Source organism: Rhizobium metallidurans, from assembly GCF_014196505.1.
GTDB lineage: Bacteria > Pseudomonadota > Alphaproteobacteria > Rhizobiales > Rhizobiaceae > Rhizobium > Rhizobium metallidurans.
On sequence record NZ_JACIDW010000008.1, the window covers coordinates 147807 to 165057 of the forward strand.

Genomic DNA, 17251 nt, shown 5'->3' on the forward strand with positions numbered 1-17251 from the left:
TAGCCCATATGTCTCGAAAACGGAAACGGACAGAAAAGCGCTCGCCATGAAAATCCTCGCCGTCTGCATCGGCAACGCGGAAAGACTGCCGGGCAAGAGCTACAAGACCGGCATCAACAAGCACGCCATCAGCGGCGGCGTGCTGGTGGACGCGGAGGGACTGCTGGGCGACGCGATCTGCAACCGCAAGCACCATGGCGGCGTCGATCAGGCCGTCTATGTCGAGGGATCGCTGACGCTCGACTGGTGGTCGGCGGAGCTCGGCCGCACGATCGAACCCGGCACCTTCGGCGAAAACCTCGTCATCGACGGGCTCGACAACACCACGGTGGCCGTCGGCGATCGGTTCATAGCCGGCGATCTTGTTCTCGAGGTCACCTCGGCGCGCATCCCCTGCGCCACCTTCGCGGCGCGCATGGGCGATCCCTCGTTCGTCAAGCGCTACACCCGCGCCGGGCGCCCCGGCATCTATTGCCGGGTGATCGCGCCGGGCACGGTGACAACAGGAGAGCGGGTGGAATGGCAGCCATTCGAGGGTGCGCGGGTGACGATGCCGGAGATGATGGCGACATTCGGCAAGCGGCTTTCGTCCGAAGACCGTGCCCGCTATCTGGCCGCGCCGATCCACTACAAGCTGCGCGACAGTCTCGATGCGGCATCGTGAGCGGACGGGGCGCGGGTTCCGTCTTCCCCCGCTTGCGCAAACGACAAGCGCCGGCCACCCGAGGGCGCCGGCGCTTGCAAATCCACATTCGAGCGAATGATCAGAAAGGCATCTTGAAGCCGGGCGGGATCGGCAGGCCGGCCGTCAGCGCCTTGGTCTTTTCGGCGGCGACCGCGTCGGCCTTTTCCTTGGCATCCTTGTGGGCGGCGACGATCAGGTCTTCGAGAATTTCGACGTCGTCTTCCTTGAAGAGCGACGGATCGATCTTCAGGCTCTGCATCTCGCCCTTGCCGGTGACGACGACGGTCACGAGACCGCCACCGGACTTGCCTTCGGCCGTGAGCGAGGCGATCTCCGCCTGCATCTGCTCCATCTTGGCCTGCATTTCCTTGACTTTGCCCATCATGCCCATGATGTCGCGCATCGTCTTGCTCCTTCTTGGTGTCTCAGAATTCTATATCGTCGCCGGGCAGGATATCGCCCTCTTCGGATTCGGCGGTGGCCGGCGCCTGCACGGGACCTTCCTCTTCTTCCGGTTCCGGCGCGCGGACGCGAACGTCGATGATCTTGGCGCCCGGAAACTGCGAGAGGATGGCCGCGACATCAGGATCCTGCCTGGCGTCACTCACCTGCTGCGCCTTGGCGTTGGCCTCTGCTTCCACCATGGTCGGCTGGCCGGCCTCGCGGCTGAGGCTGACGATCCAGTGAATGCCGGTCCATTCCTTGAGCTTGAGCGCAAGCTCGTTCAGAAGCGTTCCCGGCGCGCCTTCGGCCAGGTTGACATCCAGGATGCCGGGCTGGACACGCACCGGGCGCACGAAATTGCGCACCAGAGCCTTGATCTTCACATCGCGTTTTTCGCCGGCCAGATTGGCGATATCGCCGACCGAATTGACCGAGACCAATGGTTTCGGCGCATCGGCGGGTTTGGCCTCGGCGCGTCCGACGGTCATCGTCTGCGGATCGGTGTTCGGGACGACGCGCAGCATGGCGGTCGGGCCGGCGGGCTGCGGGCGTGGCGCCGCGGCTTCGGCGGCGCGGGCCATGACATTGCCCTGGTAGCTGACGGTCGCGCCGCCATTTCCACCGCCGTTACCCGACGATGAGGGCGAACGTGCGCCGCCGTTATTTTCGGAGAATTCCGCAAGCCGGCGGGCCGCGTCCTCGGGAGCGGGAAGGTGGGCGGCGTGCGCCAGGCGGATCAGCACCATCTCGGCGGCACCCGACGGGCGCGAGGATGCTTCCACCTCGGGAATGCCCTTCAACAGCATCTGCCAGATGCGCGACAGCGCCGTGACGGCGACGCCTTGCGAGAATTCGGCACCCTTGGTGCGCTCGATTTCGCTGAGCGACGGATCGTTGGCGGCATCCGGCACGTATTTCAGGCGCGTTACCAGATGGGTGAAATCGGCAAGATCAGTCAGCACCGCCACCGGATTGGCGCCAGCCTCGTACTGGCTTTCGAATTCGCCGAGGGCCGCGGCCACGTCACCCTTGATGACGTGCTGGAAGAGATCGACGATGCGGGCGCGGTCGGCGAGGCCGAGCATCCCACGCACCGATTCGGCCAGCACCGCGCCGCCGCCATGGGCGATCGCCTGGTCGAGCAGCGACAAGCCGTCGCGCGCCGAACCTTCGGCGGCGCGGGCGATCATCGCCAGCGCATCGGGCTCGGCCTCGATGCCTTCCTTCGATGCGATCGTGGTGAAAAGACCGACGAGATCGGACGCGCTGATGCGGCGCAGGTCGAAGCGCTGGCAGCGCGACAGAACCGTGATCGGCACCTTGCGGATTTCAGTCGTGGCGAAAATGAACTTCACATGCTCCGGCGGCTCTTCGAGCGTCTTCAACAGGCCGTTGAAGGCCTGCGTCGAGAGCATGTGCACTTCGTCGATGATGTACACCTTGTAGCGCGCCGAAACCGGGCGATAGCGCACCTGCTCGATGATCTCGCGGATATCGTCGATACCGGTATGCGAGGCGGCGTCCATCTCGATGACATCGACATGGCGGCCTTCCATGATCGCCTGGCAGTGGTCGCCGGGGATGCGCAAATCGATCGTCGGCTTGTCGATCTCTGGGGTCTTGTAGTTCAGCGCGCGCGCCAGGATGCGGGCGGTCGTCGTCTTGCCGACCCCGCGAACGCCGGTCAGCATGTAGGCTTGCGCGATGCGGCCGGTCTCAAACGCGTTGGTCAGGGTCTGGACCATCGGCTCCTGGCCGACCATCAGATCCGTGAAATCCTTGGGGCGGTATTTGCGTGCCAGCACCCGGTATCCGGTGCCCGTCGAGGCGGCATCTTGTGATTGTCGCTCGGTGTCGCTCATCGCCCTGCTTAACGCCCGAACTCTTCGGGCAAAGGATGGAGAGAAGGGTGGGAGGCTGGCACGATGACCCGTGCCTGGCTCGTTAGGGCTGCTTCCTTCCGGACCTGACCCGGTTGGCGAGTGGCTCGTCCACCACCAACCTCCCGAAGGCACATATCGGCAATATCGCGATCAAAAGCAAGCCAAGCTCCGAAAAAACTGCTAGCCTATGGAAAACTCTGGAGGAATACCCGTTGGACGCTTTCAAACTCGACCACCGGCTGGCCAATGACAGCATCAGTATCCTGAAAACGGGCCTCTGCGACTTCCGGCTTTCCAGGGACTGTCGCTGGCCATGGCTTATCCTCGTGCCGCAGCGCACCGATATCACCGAGATTTTCGAGCTGACGCCGCTCGACCAGGTGATGCTGACCTTCGAGACGGAGCTTGCCTCGACGGCCCTGAAGAAGGTGACCGGGGCGACAAAAATCAATGTCGCGGCTATTGGCAATATCGTCCGCCAGCTTCATGTTCATGTCGTCGCGCGCTTCGAAGACGATCCGAACTGGCCCGGCCCGATCTGGGGCTACGGCAAGCCGGAGGCCTATGAGGACGCGAAACGAGACCAATTCATCAAGACGATGCGGGAAGCCCTTTCATCATGAGTCGTTCGCTTTTCGAGACGGATGTACCCCATCCCGAGCCCAGCAATCTGACGGCGTTCGCCGCCAACGACCTGATCCGCGATTCCGAGCATCGCAACGAAAACTCGGTGGACGAGGCGCTCGCCAAGGATGGAACCCATATCTTCGCCTTTACCGGCGACAAGCTGGTCCTGAAACACGACGGCCAGGTGCTCGACCCGCTGTTCGCGCGCTACGAACTGACCGATCTCAAGCCCCACTGGGACGAGACAATCCTGCTCGGCTACCGCAAGACCGGCGAGCCCCGACTGGCGGTGCCGGTCGCCGTGCCGGAAGAGGAACTATCCAGCCAATACAAACCCGCCGACGGCCGGTCGCTCTATCGCGACATGCTGCTCGACGAGGTGCTGCTCGGCGAATTCGCGCAGGGCGCCAGCCTGATCCGCTGGAACGGCGACAACCGGTTCTGCGGCCGCTGCGGCTCCACGATGGAGATGCATATCGGCGGCTACAAGCGCGTCTGCACCGCCTGCCAGCACACGATCTTCCCGCGCACCGACCCTGTCGTGATCATGCTCACCATCGACGAGGAGCGCGATCTCTGCCTGCTCGGGCGTGGTCCGCATTTCGCGCCGGGCATGTATTCCTGCCTCGCCGGCTTCGTGGAGCCCGGCGAAACCATCGAGAACGCCGTGCGCCGCGAGACGCTGGAAGAATCCGGCATCCGTACCGGGCGCGTCCGCTACCACGCCTCGCAGCCCTGGCCGATGCCGCATACGCTGATGATCGGCTGCTACGCCGAGGCCAAATCGCGCGACATCACCCGCGACGAGCAGGAACTCGAGGACTGCCGCTGGTTTACCCGCGAGGAGACGATCGAGATGCTCGAGCGTCCCGGCACGACCGGCAAGGCGCCACCGCCGAAGGGCGCCATCGCCCATCGCCTGATGCGCGACTGGGTGGAGTGGAAGAACCGGTAAATCAACGGAATGGCGCGCTCGGAGAGGTTGCTGACCCTGTTGCAGACGCTGCGCCGCTACCGGCGGCCGGTGACTGGCGCGGTGCTGGCGGAGGAGACCGGTGTCAGCATTCGCACGCTCTACCGCGATATCGCCAGCCTGCAGGCGCAGGGCGCCGACATCGAAGGCGAACCGGGGCTCGGCTATATACTGAGACCCGGCTTCATGCTGCCGCCGATGATGTTTTCGCAAGACGAGATCGAGGCGCTGGTGCTAGGATCGCGATGGGTGGCGCGGGCGGCCGATCCGAGGCTCGCGGCAGCCGGCGCCGATGCTCTGGCAAAGATCGCCGAGGTGCTGCCGCGCGAGATCCGCGACGAGATCGAGACCTCGCCGCTCCTCATCCACATGCGCCCGCCGATTTCAAGCAAGGCCGACATGGGCGTGATCCGCAAGGCGATCCGCGGCGAGCGGGTGCTGAAGCTCACCTATACGGATGAAAGCGGCGCGGTCTCCATCCGCAACGTCTGGCCCTTCGCCATCAGCTATACAGAGCAGGTCCGGATGATCGTTGCCTGGTGCGAGCTCAGACAGGATTACCGGCATTTCCGCACCGACCGCATCGTCGAGATGATCCCGCAGGACACGCGCTATCCGCGCCGTCGCGCCATCCTGCTGCGGGAATGGAGCGACCGCGAAATCGTGCCGCGCGACCGGCAAACACTACTGCCATAAACTGACAGCATATGAGTCTAGTGTGGGTCCATCGAAACAGGAGGACCTGCCATGACGAGCCTGAACAAAAGCCGCGACATGCATGGCGACGTGGGCCGCACCATGGGCCAGCCGACATCAGGCAACCACCGTTCCGACGAGGCTCTGTCCGACACCTGGTATCCGCGATCGCTGATGCTCAGGGTGATGCGCAACGCGTCGCGCCGCATGGCGCATAGCATGGGGCGCCGTGGCGCTCCGCGCCTCGAGCCGCAATCGATGTCGGAGAATCTGAGGCGCGATATCGGCGTCATCGACTGGGGCAGCCGCGACCGTGACCCCGGGCGCGAGCGGTAACCGACACCTACGGACATTTCACATCACGCTTTGGATCGCTGCCGGGACCCCGGCGGCGTTCGTATCACCACGTCTATTTTCAAGCAAAGGGACACCATCATGAACAGCCCCAATCTCATCATTCTCTATGTCCGCGATCCCGCCGCGAGCGCCAGTTTTTACAAGGCGCTCTTGAACCGCGAGCCTGTCGCCGACGCTCCCAATTTCGTGGCTTTCGCGCTCGATGGCGGCTTCACGCTCGGGCTGTGGCGGCTGAGCAGCGTCGTGCCGCAGCCATCGGCGATCGGCAGCCGCGCCGAGATCGCCTTCATGGTGCCGGGCGAAAACGGCGTCTCCAACCTCTACCGCGACTGGCGCGACCGCCACCTGCCGATCGCCCAGGACCTGACACAGCTCGACTTCGGCTCGACCTTCGTGGTGCTTGATCCCGATGGACATAGGTTGCGGGTTTGTGAGCCGGATAAGTAATCGCTGATGCGGTCGCTTTAATGCGCGTCGGCATCCCTCACTCCACCTCATTCCTGTGCTTGTCACAGGAATCCAGCCAGCCCAAGTCCTTGGGCTGGAAGACTCTTTTCGCCTCGCAGACGCGAGGCGGCTGGATCCCTGTGACAAGCACAGGGATGAGGAAGAGTGTGGGGACGCCTCAGTGCCCTATATCGGCAACCGAAAAAACGCCCTCAATCCTATTTCTGCAACAGGCCCCGCATCGGGTGACCCTTGTAGACGCCGAGGATGCGTACCTTCTCGGAGAAGAACTGCAGCTCCTCCAGCGCGCGGCGGACGTTGGCGTCGCCGGGATGGCCTTCGATGTCGGCGTAGAACTGGGTGGCGACGAACTTGCCGCCGAGCTGGTAGCTTTCCAGCTTGGTCATGTTGATGCTGTTGGTGGCGAAGCCGCCGAGCGCCTTGTAGAGGGCGGCGGGAATGTTGCGGACGTTGAAGACGAAGGTGGTGACCAGCTTCTCCTCGGCCGCCCCGCGCTCGGCCCACTTCTCGTCGCGCGACAGGATGACGAAGCGGGTGACGTTATCCTCGGTGTCCTCGACGTTTTCGGCGATGATATCGAGCTTGTAGAGGTCGGCTGCCAGACGCGGCGCGAGCGCTGCCATCGAGCGGTCGCCGGTTTCCTGCACCAGCTTGGCGGCACCCGCCGTATCGCCTGCGACCACCGCCTTCCAGCCATTGGCGCGGACGATCTTGCGGCACTGGCCGAGCGCGTGGATGTGGCTGTGAACGGTGCGGACCTCGTCCTTGGTGACGCCGGGCAGCACCATCAGCTGGAAGCGGATCGGCATGAAATATTCGCCGATGATGTGCAGCCGCGATTCCGGCAGGAGATGGTGAATGTCGGCGACGCGGCCGGCGATGGTGTTTTCGATCGGGATCATCGCCAGATCGGCATCGCCGCTTTCGAGCGCCACGAAGGCATCCTCGAAGGTCTGGCACGGCAGCGGATCCATATCAGGAAACATGTCGCGGCAGGCCATGTCGGAATTGGCGCCGAAGTCGCCCTGAAAGGCGATTTTGTTGGTCTTGATGCTCATGGGAGATCCGTTACTTCAATTGTGCGGAAAGAATGCGCCGCGCCTTTTCAAGGTCGGCGGGAGTATCGACACCGAGCGGAACGGTGTCAACGATCTCGACATCGATGCGCATGCCGGCTTCCAGCGCCCGTAGCTGCTCCAGCGATTCGCGCTTTTCGAGCGTGGAGGGCCCGAGCGATACGAAGCGCTCCAGCGCCGCGCGGCGATAGGTGTAGAGGCCGATGTGGTGATAGAGCGGGCCTTGACCATAAGGTGCCGTGGCCCGCGTGAAATAGAGCGCCCGCATGCGGGTCTCGGACAATGGCGAGCCGACCACCTTGACGACATGCGGCGCCGTCTTGTCTTCCTCGTTGTCGATGGCGATGGTCAGCGTGGCGATATCGACGGCGGCGTCTTGAAGCGGGCGCAGCGATGCGCGCACCGTTTCCGGCTCGATCGTCGGCAGGTCGCCCTGGACGTTGACGACATACTCGATGCGACCCTCAGGATCGACCTTGGTCAGCGCTTCATGGATGCGGTCGGAGCCGGACTGGTGCGCCTTGGCGGTCATGACCACTTCGAAGCCGGCGGCCGCGACCACGTCGAAGACTTCCTGCTCGTCGACGGCAACAACCACGCGGCCGATCGCGGCCTCCTTCGCCCTCAGCGCCACCTGTATGACCATCGGTTTGCCGCAGATGTCGGCGAGCGGTTTTCCGGGCAGCCGGGTCGACGCCATGCGGGCGGGAATGAGGACGAGTACGTTGTCTAAATTTGGACTTGCCATTGCTCAGGCCTTCATTTCCGGGCGGAAAGGTGTCAAAAAGTCTCATGCCGCCGAGGCGTTCGGCGGTTGCAAGAATTAGCCAAAAGACATAGGTTTCGCTCGATTTCAAGAGACAGACCGGTTTTATGTCTGCCGGCTGTGAGGGGGGAGCATCACAGATGAATTCTTACGTGAATACGGCGGTGGGAGCGCTGCTCGGTACGGTCTTCGTGCTGATGACCGTATCCATCGCCTCGGATAGCCTGTTCAAATCCGAAGAGCCGGAGAAGGAAGGTTTTGCCATCGTGGCCGAGGAGGCTTCGGCCGCCGATGCCGGCGGCGCAGCTCCAGCTGCCGCCGTGCCGATCGCGCAGTTGCTTGCGAAGGCCGACGCGAAGGCCGGCGAGACGGTGTTCAAGAAGTGTCAGGCCTGTCATGACGGCACGAAAGGGGGACCGAACAAGGTCGGGCCGAACCTCTTTGGTGTCGTAGATCGTCCGATCGGTTCGCATGAGGGTTTCGCCTACTCCGCCGCCATGAAGGATTTTTCGAAGGGTGCCAGCGAGAAGTGGACCTATGAGCACCTGAACGAGTTCCTGGCGGCGCCGAAGAAGTACATCGCCGGGACGGCGATGGGCTTTGCCGGCCTGCAGAAGGAAGCCGATCGCGCCAACGTGATCCTCTACCTGCGTTCGCTGGCCGATTCGCCGGTGGCGCTGCCGGATCCGAATGCGCCTGCTTCGGCGACCCAGTGACGTCATCCATCGCATGAGATGCGAAAGCCCGGCCGCCGTGCCGGGCTTTTCGTTTCAGGCATCCCGGCTATCCGAGCAGATAGGCCCAGAACGAGACGGTGATGGCGCCGAGCGCCGTCGTCAGCGTGATCGTCGAGGCGGCAAGGCCGTGGCCGACGCCGAAGCGATTGGCGATCAGCCAGGCGTTGACGCCCGTCGGAACCGACGAGATCAGCACCAGCGCCGCGGTCCAGTCTCTTTCGAGCCCGAGGAGATAGCTGGTCGTCCAGACGCAGGCGGGCAAGAGCAGCAGCTTGAAGGCGGAGGTGACGCTGGCAATGCCGACATTGCCCGAGGTGCCGTATTGCTGCAGGGCCATGCCGAGCGAGATGAGGGCGACGGGACCGGCGACGCCGGCGATCTGATCGACGACCAGCTTGACCGGCACCGGCATCGTCCAGCCGAGAAGATGCATGAGAGCACCGCCGGCAAGCCCGATGACCAGCGGATTGCGGACGAGATTGCGGGCGATCTGGCGCAGCACCTGCGCGATGCCCCTTCGCGGGCCGCCATTGATCTTCTGCTCGGCGCGCTCCATCAAAATGGTGCCGATGATCATCATGACCGGCAGGTGCACGGCAATCAGGATCGACAGCGGCACGAGGCCCTTGTCGCCGACGGTGCGCTGGACCAGCGGCAGGCCGATGAAGATGGTGTTGGCGAAGGCCGACGACACGCCGGCGAGCACGCCGATCCGGTCGTCGCGGCCAAAAAAGCGGGTGGCCGCGATGTGCGCGGCGGTCCAGGTGACGGCGACGCCGGAGAAATAGGCGATCCAGAGCCTGAAGGGCGAGGCGCCCTTGAAGTCCGCCTCGGCGATCGTGCGGAAGAGCAACAGCGGCACCGCGATCTTGAAGACGAACTCGCTCAGCGCATCGCCGACCTCGGCCTTCATCAGCCCCACCTTGACGATCAGCCAGCCGATCAGGATCATCACGAAGATGGGAAGAACGTCGAGAAAGATGGCGGACATCGGGGAGGATTGCCTACTGCTTTGGAATATCAGAGGTCTAGCAGCAAAGTGTTCGCGCTGACAAACCGGAATGACGCCACGCCGGGCGCAAACGCAAAAAAAGCGGGGTTCGGCCCGCTTTTCCGCATCCGGTCTTGCCGGATTGCCGGTTGGTCATGCTGCCAGTTCATCCGTGGTCAGCGTCGCACCGGTATCATCGAAGGGCATGATTTTATTTATCGGGCCCTTCTCGATCGGCGACCGCCGTTAAAGCCGTCCATGCCGATCTTGTTGAGGTGAGATATAGCCAGCCAAAATGACAGGCGAATGACGTCCGCGCGGCATTTTTGCGAAAGGATCGGCGGCAAGTCCGGCATTTCCGCTTCCCATGGGCTGAAAATCCGCTAAGACCGACTACCGGCTATCACCAAAACCGGGACCTCCCATTTCATGACCAAATTCGATGTACTGACTGTCGGCAACGCCATCGTCGATATCATCGCGCGTTGCGACGACCAGTTCCTCATTGATCACAAGATCACCAAGGCAGCGATGAACCTGATCGATGCCGAGCGCGCCGAACTGCTCTACAAGCATATGGGCCCGGCGCTGGAAGCCTCGGGCGGCAGCGCCGGCAACACGGCGGCCGGCATCGCCAATTTCGGCGGCAAGGCCGCCTATTTCGGCAAGGTCGCCGAAGACCAGCTGGGCGAGATCTTCGCGCACGACATCCGCGCCCAGGGCGTGCACTACCAGACGCAGCCGAAGGGCAAGTTCCCGCCGACCGCCCGCTCGATGATCTTCGTGACCGAGGACGGCGAGCGCTCGATGAACACCTATCTCGGCGCCTGCGTCGAACTCGGACCGGAGGATGTCGAGCCCGAGGTCGTGGCGCAGTCCAAGGTCACCTATTTCGAAGGCTATCTCTGGGACCCGCCGCGCGCCAAGGAAGCGATCCGCGATTGCGCCCGCATCGCCCATGAGAACGGCCGCGAAATGTCGATGACGCTCTCCGACAGCTTCTGCGTCGGCCGCTACCGCGACGAGTTTCTCGACCTGATGCGTTCGAGCACCGTCGACATCGTTTTCGCCAACAAGCAGGAGGCGCTGGCGCTTTACGAGACCGAGGATTTCGAGGAGGCGCTGACGAAGATCGCGCAGGATTGCAAGATCGCCGCGGTGACGATGAGCGAAGAGGGTGCCGTCATTCTCAAGGGCAGCGAGCGCTTCCAGGTCGATGCCATCGAGATCAAGGAGCTTGTCGACACGACCGGCGCCGGCGATCTGTTCGCGGCAGGTTTCCTTTACGGCTACACGCAGGGGCGGACGCTCGAGGATTGCGGCAAGCTCGGCTGCCTGGCCGCCGGCATCGTGATTCAGCAGATCGGGCCGCGCCCGATGACGTCGCTCGTGGAAGCCGGCAAGCGCGCGGGCCTTGTCTAAGGCCGCGCTTACCTGAAGGCTTCTCCCGCTTGAAGGCTTGGCCGGGATAGGCCTTACTTGAAGGCCTCTCCGGGATAGGCGCCCCAGATTTCCGACTGCGCCACCCAACCCTCGGCGCCGTCGGTCTTGCCGAAGCACCAGTCGCCGTTGCACTCGCCGATCGTCATGGTCACGCCGGGCTCCAGCTTGGCGGTGACGGTCGCGGATGGCTGGGCTTCGCGGCGCATGTTGACGAAGACGCTCTTGCCCTTGCCCTTCATCCAGGGAGCGGCAATGGCGGCGCGGGCGCCCGACAGCAGCGACTGGTTGACCCAGCCCTCGGTGCCATCGGCATCGCGCACCTGGCGCCAGTTGTCGTATTCCTGGATGATCTCGACCGGCAGGCCGGCTTTCAGATACATCCACGACGCGGCATAATCGGTTCCGGGACCGATGCGCAGATTGACGCGCTTGGCCTTCAGCGTGACAAAGCGCGGCAGCGGCAGGCCGCTCGGACCCTTCGCCGCCTGGGCATAGCCAAGCTCGGCGGTGCCGGCCGAAAGCACAAAGCCCAACGCGAGGGCGAGGCATGATTTCAGGACTGTGCTGCGCATGACGATTTCCGTTCGCTAAGACCCAGGCGGTTCCTCCGCCTGGTTTCCGGACCTCGACATTCCACGCACGCTCAACGAGTTTTGTTTGTCTTCGCGTACGGGTCTGGTAGAAATTCCCCGGAACGGGAAAATTATCCCGCGTCTTGGTTAAGGACCTCTGAACAAGGCAGCAGCTCCAGGATATGACGACGAAGAAAAAAACCAAGGTCTACATTACCCGCAAGCTGCCTGACGCGGTCGAAACGCGCATGCGTGAACTTTTCGACGCCGAGCTCAATATCGACGACACGCCGCGCAGCGCGGCCCAGCTCGCCGCGGCGATGAAGAGCGCCGACGTGCTGGTGCCGACCGTGACCGACCGGATCGACGCGGCGCTGATCGACGAGGCCGGGCCGCAGCTGAAGCTGATCGCCAGCTTCTCCAACGGCACAGACCACATCGACGTGGAGGCGGCCGCCCGCAAGGGCATCACCGTCACCAACACGCCGAACGTTCTGACCGAGGACACCGCCGACATGACGATGGCGCTGATCCTCGCCGTGCCGCGCCGGCTGGGCGAAGGTGCGCGCGTGCTGACCGACCGGCCCGGAGAATGGGCCGGGTGGTCTCCCACCTGGATGCTCGGACGGCGCATTCATGGCAAGCGGATCGGCATTGTCGGCATGGGCCGGATCGGCACCGCCGTTGCCCGCCGCGCCAAGGCCTTCGGCCTCTCAATCCATTACCATAACCGCAAGCGCGTGACGGCGACGACCGAAGACGAGCTCGAGGCGACCTATTGGGAAAGCCTCGACCAGATGCTGGCGCGCGTCGACATCGTATCGGTCAACTGCCCGTCGACGCCGGCGACCTTCCATCTGCTCTCGGCGCGGCGTCTCGCGCTGCTGCAGCCGACGGCCTATCTCGTCAACACCGCGCGCGGCGACGTGATCGACGAGGCGGCGCTGATCAAGTCGCTCAGGGAAGGCAAGCTTGCCGGCGCCGGGCTCGACGTGTTCGAGAACGAACCGGCGGTCAATCCGAAGCTGATCAAGCTCGCCAACGAGGGCAAGGTGGTGCTTCTGCCGCATATGAGCTCGGCGACGATCGAGGGCCGCATCGACATGGGCGACAAGGTGATCATCAACATCCGCGCCTTCATGGACGGCCACCGCCCGCCGAACCGGGTGCTGCCGGGGCGCTAGGAAACGAGGCGCTCAACAGCGAGGTATTTGCGCATCTCGATGGATGTGACGCGGGTGAAGCCCGGATGGGCGTTCTCGGCGGTCTTCTCGAAGCCCCAGCGGCCGAAGACGGCGTGGTTTTCGGTGAGCTCGATGCGCGTTTCCAACCGCAGCGCAGGCAGCGAAAGCGCCCGCGCGGTGTCCTCGGCGACGCCAAGTAGTTTCCGACCGATGCCGCGCCGCTTGGCACCCGGCGCCACCGCCAGCTTGCCGACATAGAGGCAATCCGCTTCGGGCCGCAGGAAGATGCAGCCGACCAGCGCGCCATCCTCGATGAGGACATAGGCGATCTCGGTTTCGGCCTTCTCGGCCAACGATTCAGCCGTCAGCTTGAGCGCCGAGGATGGCGGATCGATGCGGTCGTTCATGTAAGCGAAGGACGACAGGATGAGCGAAAGAAGCTCGTCCCAGCGCGGGAAATCGGAATCCAGACGGAGGATGGTCACGATGCCTGGCTTTGGCTCTGTCGGGCGCGCCGGCGCTTGTAGCGGATGGCGTCGAAGCGTGCCGAAAGCGCATCATAAAGCAGCAGGCGGCCGACCAGAGGCTCGCCGGTGCCGGTGATAAGCTTGATCGCTTCCATCGCCATCAGCGTGCCGATGACGCCCGTGAGTGCGCCGATGACGCCGGTTTCGGCGCAAACGGGGATGAGGCCCTCCGGCGGCTTTTCCGGGAAGAGGTCGCGATAGGTGGGATTGAGCACGCCATCGGCCGATGTCTCATAGGGCTTCAGCACGGTGACCGAGCCATCGAACCGGCCGACGGCGCCCGTTACCAGCGGCAACTGCGCCGCCTCGGCGGCATCGGCGGCGGTGTAGCGCGTGTCGAAATTATCCGAACCATCGATGACGAGATCGAAGCCGGAGAGATGCCGGCGGGCGCTGTCTGAGGAGAAGCGCTCCTCGAAGCGGATGACGCGGACATGCGGATTGAGCCTGGCGATGGCGAAGGCCGCACTTTCCGTCTTCAATTCACCGATCGTGCCGGAATCGTGGATGACCTGGCGCTGCAGATTGGAGAGCGATACGCGGTCGTCGTCTGAAATGCCGAGCGTGCCGACGCCGGCTGCCGCGAGATATTGCAGGATGGGAGCGCCGAGACCGCCGGCGCCGATGACGAGCACGCGCGCCGCCTTCAGCTTCTGCTGGCCGGCGCCGCCGATCTCAGGCAGCAGGATGTGGCGCTGGTAGCGGGCGATTTCTTCCGGGCTCAACGGTTCCATGGGCGCGATGCTAGCATGGCCCTTGGCGGCGGGGAAAGTGTCGGTCATTCGAATATTTTTCCATCGGCAACGGTGAAGAACTGCGCGCGATCGTCGAGGGCCGAGAACATCGAGCGGTCGGTGCCGGTCATGAAGGCCTGGCCGCCGAGCGCGTCGATGAGATCGAAAAGTGCTGCGCGCCGGTTTTCGTCGAGATGCGCGGCGATCTCGTCAAGCAGCAGGACCGGCGCATGGCCAGTGAGATTGGCGACAAGGCGGGCATGCGCCATGATGAGGCCAACCAACAGCGCCTTCTGCTCGCCGGTCGAGCAGCGCGCCGCTTCCATGCGCTTGTCGCGGTGGCGGACCAGAAGATCGGCGCGGTGCGGGCCCTCGAGCGTGCGGCCGGCGGCGGCGTCGCGGTAGCGGCTTTCGGCGAGCTGTGCGGCGTATTCGTCCTCGAGGTCGACAGCGGGGCGATCGAACTGGCCATCCATGAAGCCGGCGAGATCGAGCGAGGCCGACGGGAATGGCGAGGTCTCGCGCGTCTCCTCGATGAGGCGGACGAGGAGGCCGAGCATCTCCTGGCGGGCCATGGCCATGGCGATGCCGAGCGTTGCCATCTGCTCCTCGATGCCCGAGAGCCAGGAGGGGTCGAAGCGGCGCTCGTCGAGCAGCTTGTTGCGGCTGCGCATGGCGCGCTCGAAATCGCTGGCGCGGCGGCCATGGGCGGGATCGAGCGACAGCACGAGGCGATCGAGAAAGCGGCGGCGCTCGGACGAACCGCCGGTGAACAGGCCGTCCATCGAGGGTGTCAGCCAGAGAAGGCGCAGGTGATCGGTGAGTTCGTCGGCGGTCTTGGCCGGCGTGCCGTTGATGCGCAGGCGGCGCGACGTGCTCTCGTCGTTGCCGTCGACCCCGGTGCCGATCTCGACCTCGCCATCCATGCCGTCGAGCGCCGCGAAGATCGTGAAGCCACCATGGGCGCCGACGCGGGTGACGTCGCCATAGGTGGCGCGGCGCATGCCCCGGCCCGGCGACAGAAACGACACCGCCTCCATCAGATTGGTCTTGCCGGCGCCGTTATCCCCCACCAGCACCACATGCCGGCCATCCAGCTGCAAACCGGCCGACGCATAATTGCGAAAGTCGGTGAGCTTGAGACGGGACAGGGAAACCTTGTGGGGCATGCTTTATCCGGATTCGTGACGGCTGAGAGCTAAGCGCTATGGGCGCGGATGGCAAGGGTGGGGCTCGATAGTGGCGGTGTGCCGTGGGCGGTCAGGCAACACAGCGACGGTGCCGCAGTGCTCGTGGCGAAGACCCCTCCCAACCCTCCCCACAAGGGGGAGGGCTTAACCTGTGGCGCTGCCGAAGCTCGATTGAGGCAGGAGGGCGCAGCGAGTCTTCTCCCCCACCTGTGGGGGGAGATGCCGGCAGGCAGAGGGGGGTATCCCACGGCAAGACCTGGCGATCATTCACTTCTCACTCCACTCCACAAACACACCAAAACCCCACGCGGCTCTCACCCGTGTCTCCACCATGCACTTCACTCGGACGGGGCGCTGGAAATCACCTCGATGGAGTAAGTAGAATATGGCGCTTCCCAGCGCCCCGTTCGGCGGTTTATGCCCGCGACTTCGATCTCTCTGCCTTCTCGCCCAACTTCGCGGCGAGACCATGTGTGCCTCACAGGCACGTCCGGGCTCAACTCAGGCGCCATCTCGCGATGGAACCCGCCGTCACCGGAGGGAGATCATTTTCCGCGGACCCGGACCGTGAGGTTTTGCGTCCTACCCTCACGCTCCGCGCCGATCCCGCCTCGTCGGCACGCCTGCCGGGGTATCCGATGACGGGACGCCGATAGTGTAGGGCGGGGTTTTCGAGGCGGGGAAAATCGACGCCTGGATTTTGTGTAAGTGATTGATCGTCAACGCCCTCACCGCCTCCGACATCCCCTCGTTCGAGGCGCTGCGTCATTGACCGCCGGGACGGCGGCGAGGGCATTCAGTCGCAGCGGCTTTCGCGGCAGCGGGCGAAGGCTTATATGAGGCGTGCCGCAGGAAGCGGCGGAACGGATTTTGCGATGGACAGCGAGATACAGGGACGAGCGGCGCATTCGGCGGCGATCAGGGAGCGGGCCGAGGCCGAGATGGCGCGCATGGGGATCGATGCGGCGTTTATCGATCGGCTGGTCGAGACGTTTTACGGCCGCGTGCTCGCGCATCCCACGCTGGGGCCTGTTTTCGACGCCAGGCTTTCCGGGCGGTGGCCGGAGCATATGGAGAAGATGAAGAGCTTCTGGTCATCCGTCGCCTTTCGCAGCGGCGCTTATGGCGGCAAGCCGGTGCAGGCGCATGTCGGCGTGGCCAACATGACGCCGGAGCTCTTTCCGCAATGGCTGGCGCTGTTTTCCGCGACGCTTGACGATATCGCCCCCTCCGACGAGGCGAAGGCCTGGTTCATGGCGACGGCCGAGCGGATCGCCAGGAGCCTGACGCTGTCGCTGTTCTATAATCCCGCGCTCGACGATCCCAAGTTGAAGAAGGGCTGAGGTCGCGGACTGCCTGAAATCAGGCGATGCGCTTGTAGAAGAAGGTCGAGGCGCAGAAGCCGCCTTGCGGCCAGAGCGCGTAATCCGGGATGACGCCGACGCGCTCCCAGCCCAATCGCGGATAGATGGCCTCGGCATCGCTGCCGGTCGCGGTATCCAGCACGAGAATGGTCTTGCCGCGACGCGCGGCTTCCTCTTCGGCGGCGCGCATCAACAGACGCGCCAGGCCGTTGCCGCGAGCGTCGCGGTGGACGAGGAGCTTCTTCAGGTCGGCGCGGTGCGGCTGGTTCGGCATCTGGGCGGCGCCGATCTGCACGGTGCCGAGCACCCTGCCGTCAATCTCGGCTGCGAAAAGCATGGTGGCGCCGGAGGCAACGCTTTCGGCGACGGCCCGCCAGTAGGGCTCGGCATCTTCACGCCTGTAGGGCTGCATGAAGCCGACGGAGGCGCCGCCATCGACGCAATCGACGAGCACATCGCAGAGATCGGGTATCGCGGCGCGCGCCTCTGTCGCGTCGAGCAGGCGGATAGTGGTCATGGGGTCTCCTGAGATCG

At 64.1% G+C, this 17251-nt stretch carries 20 protein-coding genes and 1 other RNA gene; 10 read left to right on the forward strand and 11 right to left on the reverse strand.

Going from position 1 to position 17251, the window contains the following annotated elements:
* Nucleotides 1–46 precede the first annotated feature (46 nt).
* Nucleotides 47–664: an MOSC domain-containing protein gene (locus tag GGQ67_RS14255; RefSeq protein WP_183900802.1), complete on the forward strand. Its 618-nt coding sequence runs from the start codon at nt 47–49 to the stop codon at nt 662–664.
* 100 nt (nt 665–764) lie between these two features.
* Here GGQ67_RS14255 and GGQ67_RS14260 read toward each other — a convergent pair whose 3' ends face one another.
* The 3 genes from GGQ67_RS14260 to ffs form a co-directional block, all read right to left on the reverse strand.
* On the reverse strand, nt 765–1088 hold the full coding sequence (locus GGQ67_RS14260; protein WP_183900803.1) for a YbaB/EbfC family nucleoid-associated protein: 324 nt from the start codon (nt 1086–1088) through the stop codon (nt 765–767).
* A 22-nt stretch (nt 1089–1110) separates the two neighbouring features.
* Nucleotides 1111–2991, reverse strand: coding sequence for a DNA polymerase III subunit gamma/tau (locus GGQ67_RS14265; RefSeq protein WP_183900804.1), 1881 nt, complete (start codon nt 2989–2991; stop codon nt 1111–1113).
* 47 nt (nt 2992–3038) lie between these two features.
* Nucleotides 3039–3135: signal recognition particle sRNA small type (gene ffs, locus GGQ67_RS14270), an RNA gene on the reverse strand.
* Nucleotides 3136–3224: 89 nt separating this feature from the next.
* On the opposite strand from ffs, the gene GGQ67_RS14275 reads away from it, so the two are divergent.
* The 5 genes from GGQ67_RS14275 (at nt 3225) to GGQ67_RS14295 (ending at nt 6112) form a co-directional block, all read left to right on the forward strand.
* Complete coding sequence (locus GGQ67_RS14275; RefSeq protein ID WP_183900805.1) at nt 3225–3635, forward strand: HIT family protein; 411 nt, start codon at nt 3225–3227, stop codon at nt 3633–3635.
* A complete protein-coding gene (nudC, locus tag GGQ67_RS14280; protein ID WP_183900806.1) occupies nt 3632–4594 on the forward strand; it encodes an NAD(+) diphosphatase in 963 nt (320 codons plus the stop codon). Before GGQ67_RS14275 ends, nudC begins: the two co-directional genes overlap by 4 nt.
* A gap of 9 nt (nt 4595–4603) precedes the next feature.
* Entirely contained in the window at nt 4604–5308 is a 705-nt protein-coding gene (locus GGQ67_RS14285; protein ID WP_183900807.1) for a helix-turn-helix transcriptional regulator, read from the forward strand.
* 51 nt (nt 5309–5359) lie between these two features.
* Nucleotides 5360–5644 (forward strand): hypothetical protein, encoded by a 285-nt coding sequence (locus GGQ67_RS14290; RefSeq protein ID WP_246400184.1) that lies wholly within the window; start codon nt 5360–5362, stop codon nt 5642–5644.
* 99 nt (nt 5645–5743) lie between these two features.
* The gene (locus tag GGQ67_RS14295) at nt 5744–6112 is read left to right on the forward strand and encodes a VOC family protein (protein ID WP_183900808.1); all 369 of its coding nucleotides are present in this window, start codon (nt 5744–5746) and stop codon (nt 6110–6112) included.
* A gap of 218 nt (nt 6113–6330) precedes the next feature.
* Here the strand turns inward: GGQ67_RS14295 and GGQ67_RS14300 are convergent, their stop codons facing one another.
* Both GGQ67_RS14300 and GGQ67_RS14305 read right to left on the reverse strand, forming a co-directional pair.
* The gene (locus GGQ67_RS14300; RefSeq protein WP_047506519.1) at nt 6331–7191 is read right to left on the reverse strand and encodes a prephenate dehydratase; all 861 of its coding nucleotides are present in this window, start codon (nt 7189–7191) and stop codon (nt 6331–6333) included.
* A gap of 10 nt (nt 7192–7201) precedes the next feature.
* Nucleotides 7202–7957: a 3-deoxy-manno-octulosonate cytidylyltransferase gene (locus tag GGQ67_RS14305; protein ID WP_183900809.1), complete on the reverse strand. Its 756-nt coding sequence runs from the start codon at nt 7955–7957 to the stop codon at nt 7202–7204.
* A 158-nt stretch (nt 7958–8115) separates the two neighbouring features.
* Here GGQ67_RS14305 and GGQ67_RS14310 point away from each other — a divergent pair, with 158 nt between their 5' ends.
* Nucleotides 8116–8691, forward strand: a complete 576-nt coding sequence (locus GGQ67_RS14310; RefSeq protein WP_183900810.1) for a c-type cytochrome — start codon at nt 8116–8118, stop codon at nt 8689–8691.
* A 67-nt stretch (nt 8692–8758) separates the two neighbouring features.
* Here the strand turns inward: GGQ67_RS14310 and GGQ67_RS14315 are convergent, their stop codons facing one another.
* Nucleotides 8759–9703, reverse strand: a complete 945-nt coding sequence (locus GGQ67_RS14315; RefSeq protein WP_183900811.1) for an AEC family transporter — start codon at nt 9701–9703, stop codon at nt 8759–8761.
* 429 nt (nt 9704–10132) lie between these two features.
* Here GGQ67_RS14315 and GGQ67_RS14320 point away from each other — a divergent pair, with 429 nt between their 5' ends.
* Entirely contained in the window at nt 10133–11125 is a 993-nt protein-coding gene (locus tag GGQ67_RS14320; RefSeq protein WP_183900812.1) for an adenosine kinase, read from the forward strand.
* A gap of 53 nt (nt 11126–11178) precedes the next feature.
* Here GGQ67_RS14320 and GGQ67_RS14325 read toward each other — a convergent pair whose 3' ends face one another.
* Entirely contained in the window at nt 11179–11718 is a 540-nt protein-coding gene (locus GGQ67_RS14325; RefSeq protein ID WP_183900813.1) for an SH3 domain-containing protein, read from the reverse strand.
* A gap of 182 nt (nt 11719–11900) precedes the next feature.
* On the opposite strand from GGQ67_RS14325, the gene GGQ67_RS14330 reads away from it, so the two are divergent.
* Nucleotides 11901–12902, forward strand: a complete 1002-nt coding sequence (locus tag GGQ67_RS14330; RefSeq protein WP_183900814.1) for a 2-hydroxyacid dehydrogenase — start codon at nt 11901–11903, stop codon at nt 12900–12902.
* On the opposite strand, the gene GGQ67_RS14335 is transcribed toward GGQ67_RS14330, so the two are convergent.
* From GGQ67_RS14335 to recF, 3 genes are read right to left on the reverse strand one after another with little or no spacing between them, the layout of a single operon-like run.
* Entirely contained in the window at nt 12899–13387 is a 489-nt protein-coding gene (locus tag GGQ67_RS14335) for a GNAT family N-acetyltransferase (RefSeq protein ID WP_183900815.1), read from the reverse strand. The two genes, GGQ67_RS14330 and GGQ67_RS14335, sit on opposite strands and share 4 nt — an antisense overlap.
* Nucleotides 13384–14211 (reverse strand): molybdopterin-synthase adenylyltransferase MoeB, encoded by an 828-nt coding sequence (locus GGQ67_RS14340; protein WP_183900816.1) that lies wholly within the window; start codon nt 14209–14211, stop codon nt 13384–13386. The genes GGQ67_RS14335 and GGQ67_RS14340 overlap by 4 nt, the downstream gene beginning before the upstream one ends.
* Nucleotides 14208–15332, reverse strand: a complete 1125-nt coding sequence (recF, locus tag GGQ67_RS14345) for a DNA replication/repair protein RecF (RefSeq protein ID WP_183900817.1) — start codon at nt 15330–15332, stop codon at nt 14208–14210. The genes GGQ67_RS14340 and recF overlap by 4 nt, the downstream gene beginning before the upstream one ends.
* Nucleotides 15333–16228: 896 nt before the next feature.
* On the opposite strand from recF, the gene GGQ67_RS14350 reads away from it, so the two are divergent.
* Entirely contained in the window at nt 16229–16696 is a 468-nt protein-coding gene (locus GGQ67_RS14350) for a group III truncated hemoglobin (protein WP_183900818.1), read from the forward strand.
* Between the two features lie 19 nt (nt 16697–16715).
* Here GGQ67_RS14350 and GGQ67_RS14355 read toward each other — a convergent pair whose 3' ends face one another.
* The gene (locus tag GGQ67_RS14355) at nt 16716–17234 is read right to left on the reverse strand and encodes a GNAT family N-acetyltransferase (RefSeq protein ID WP_183900819.1); all 519 of its coding nucleotides are present in this window, start codon (nt 17232–17234) and stop codon (nt 16716–16718) included.
* Between the last annotated feature and the right edge of the window lie 17 nt (nt 17235–17251).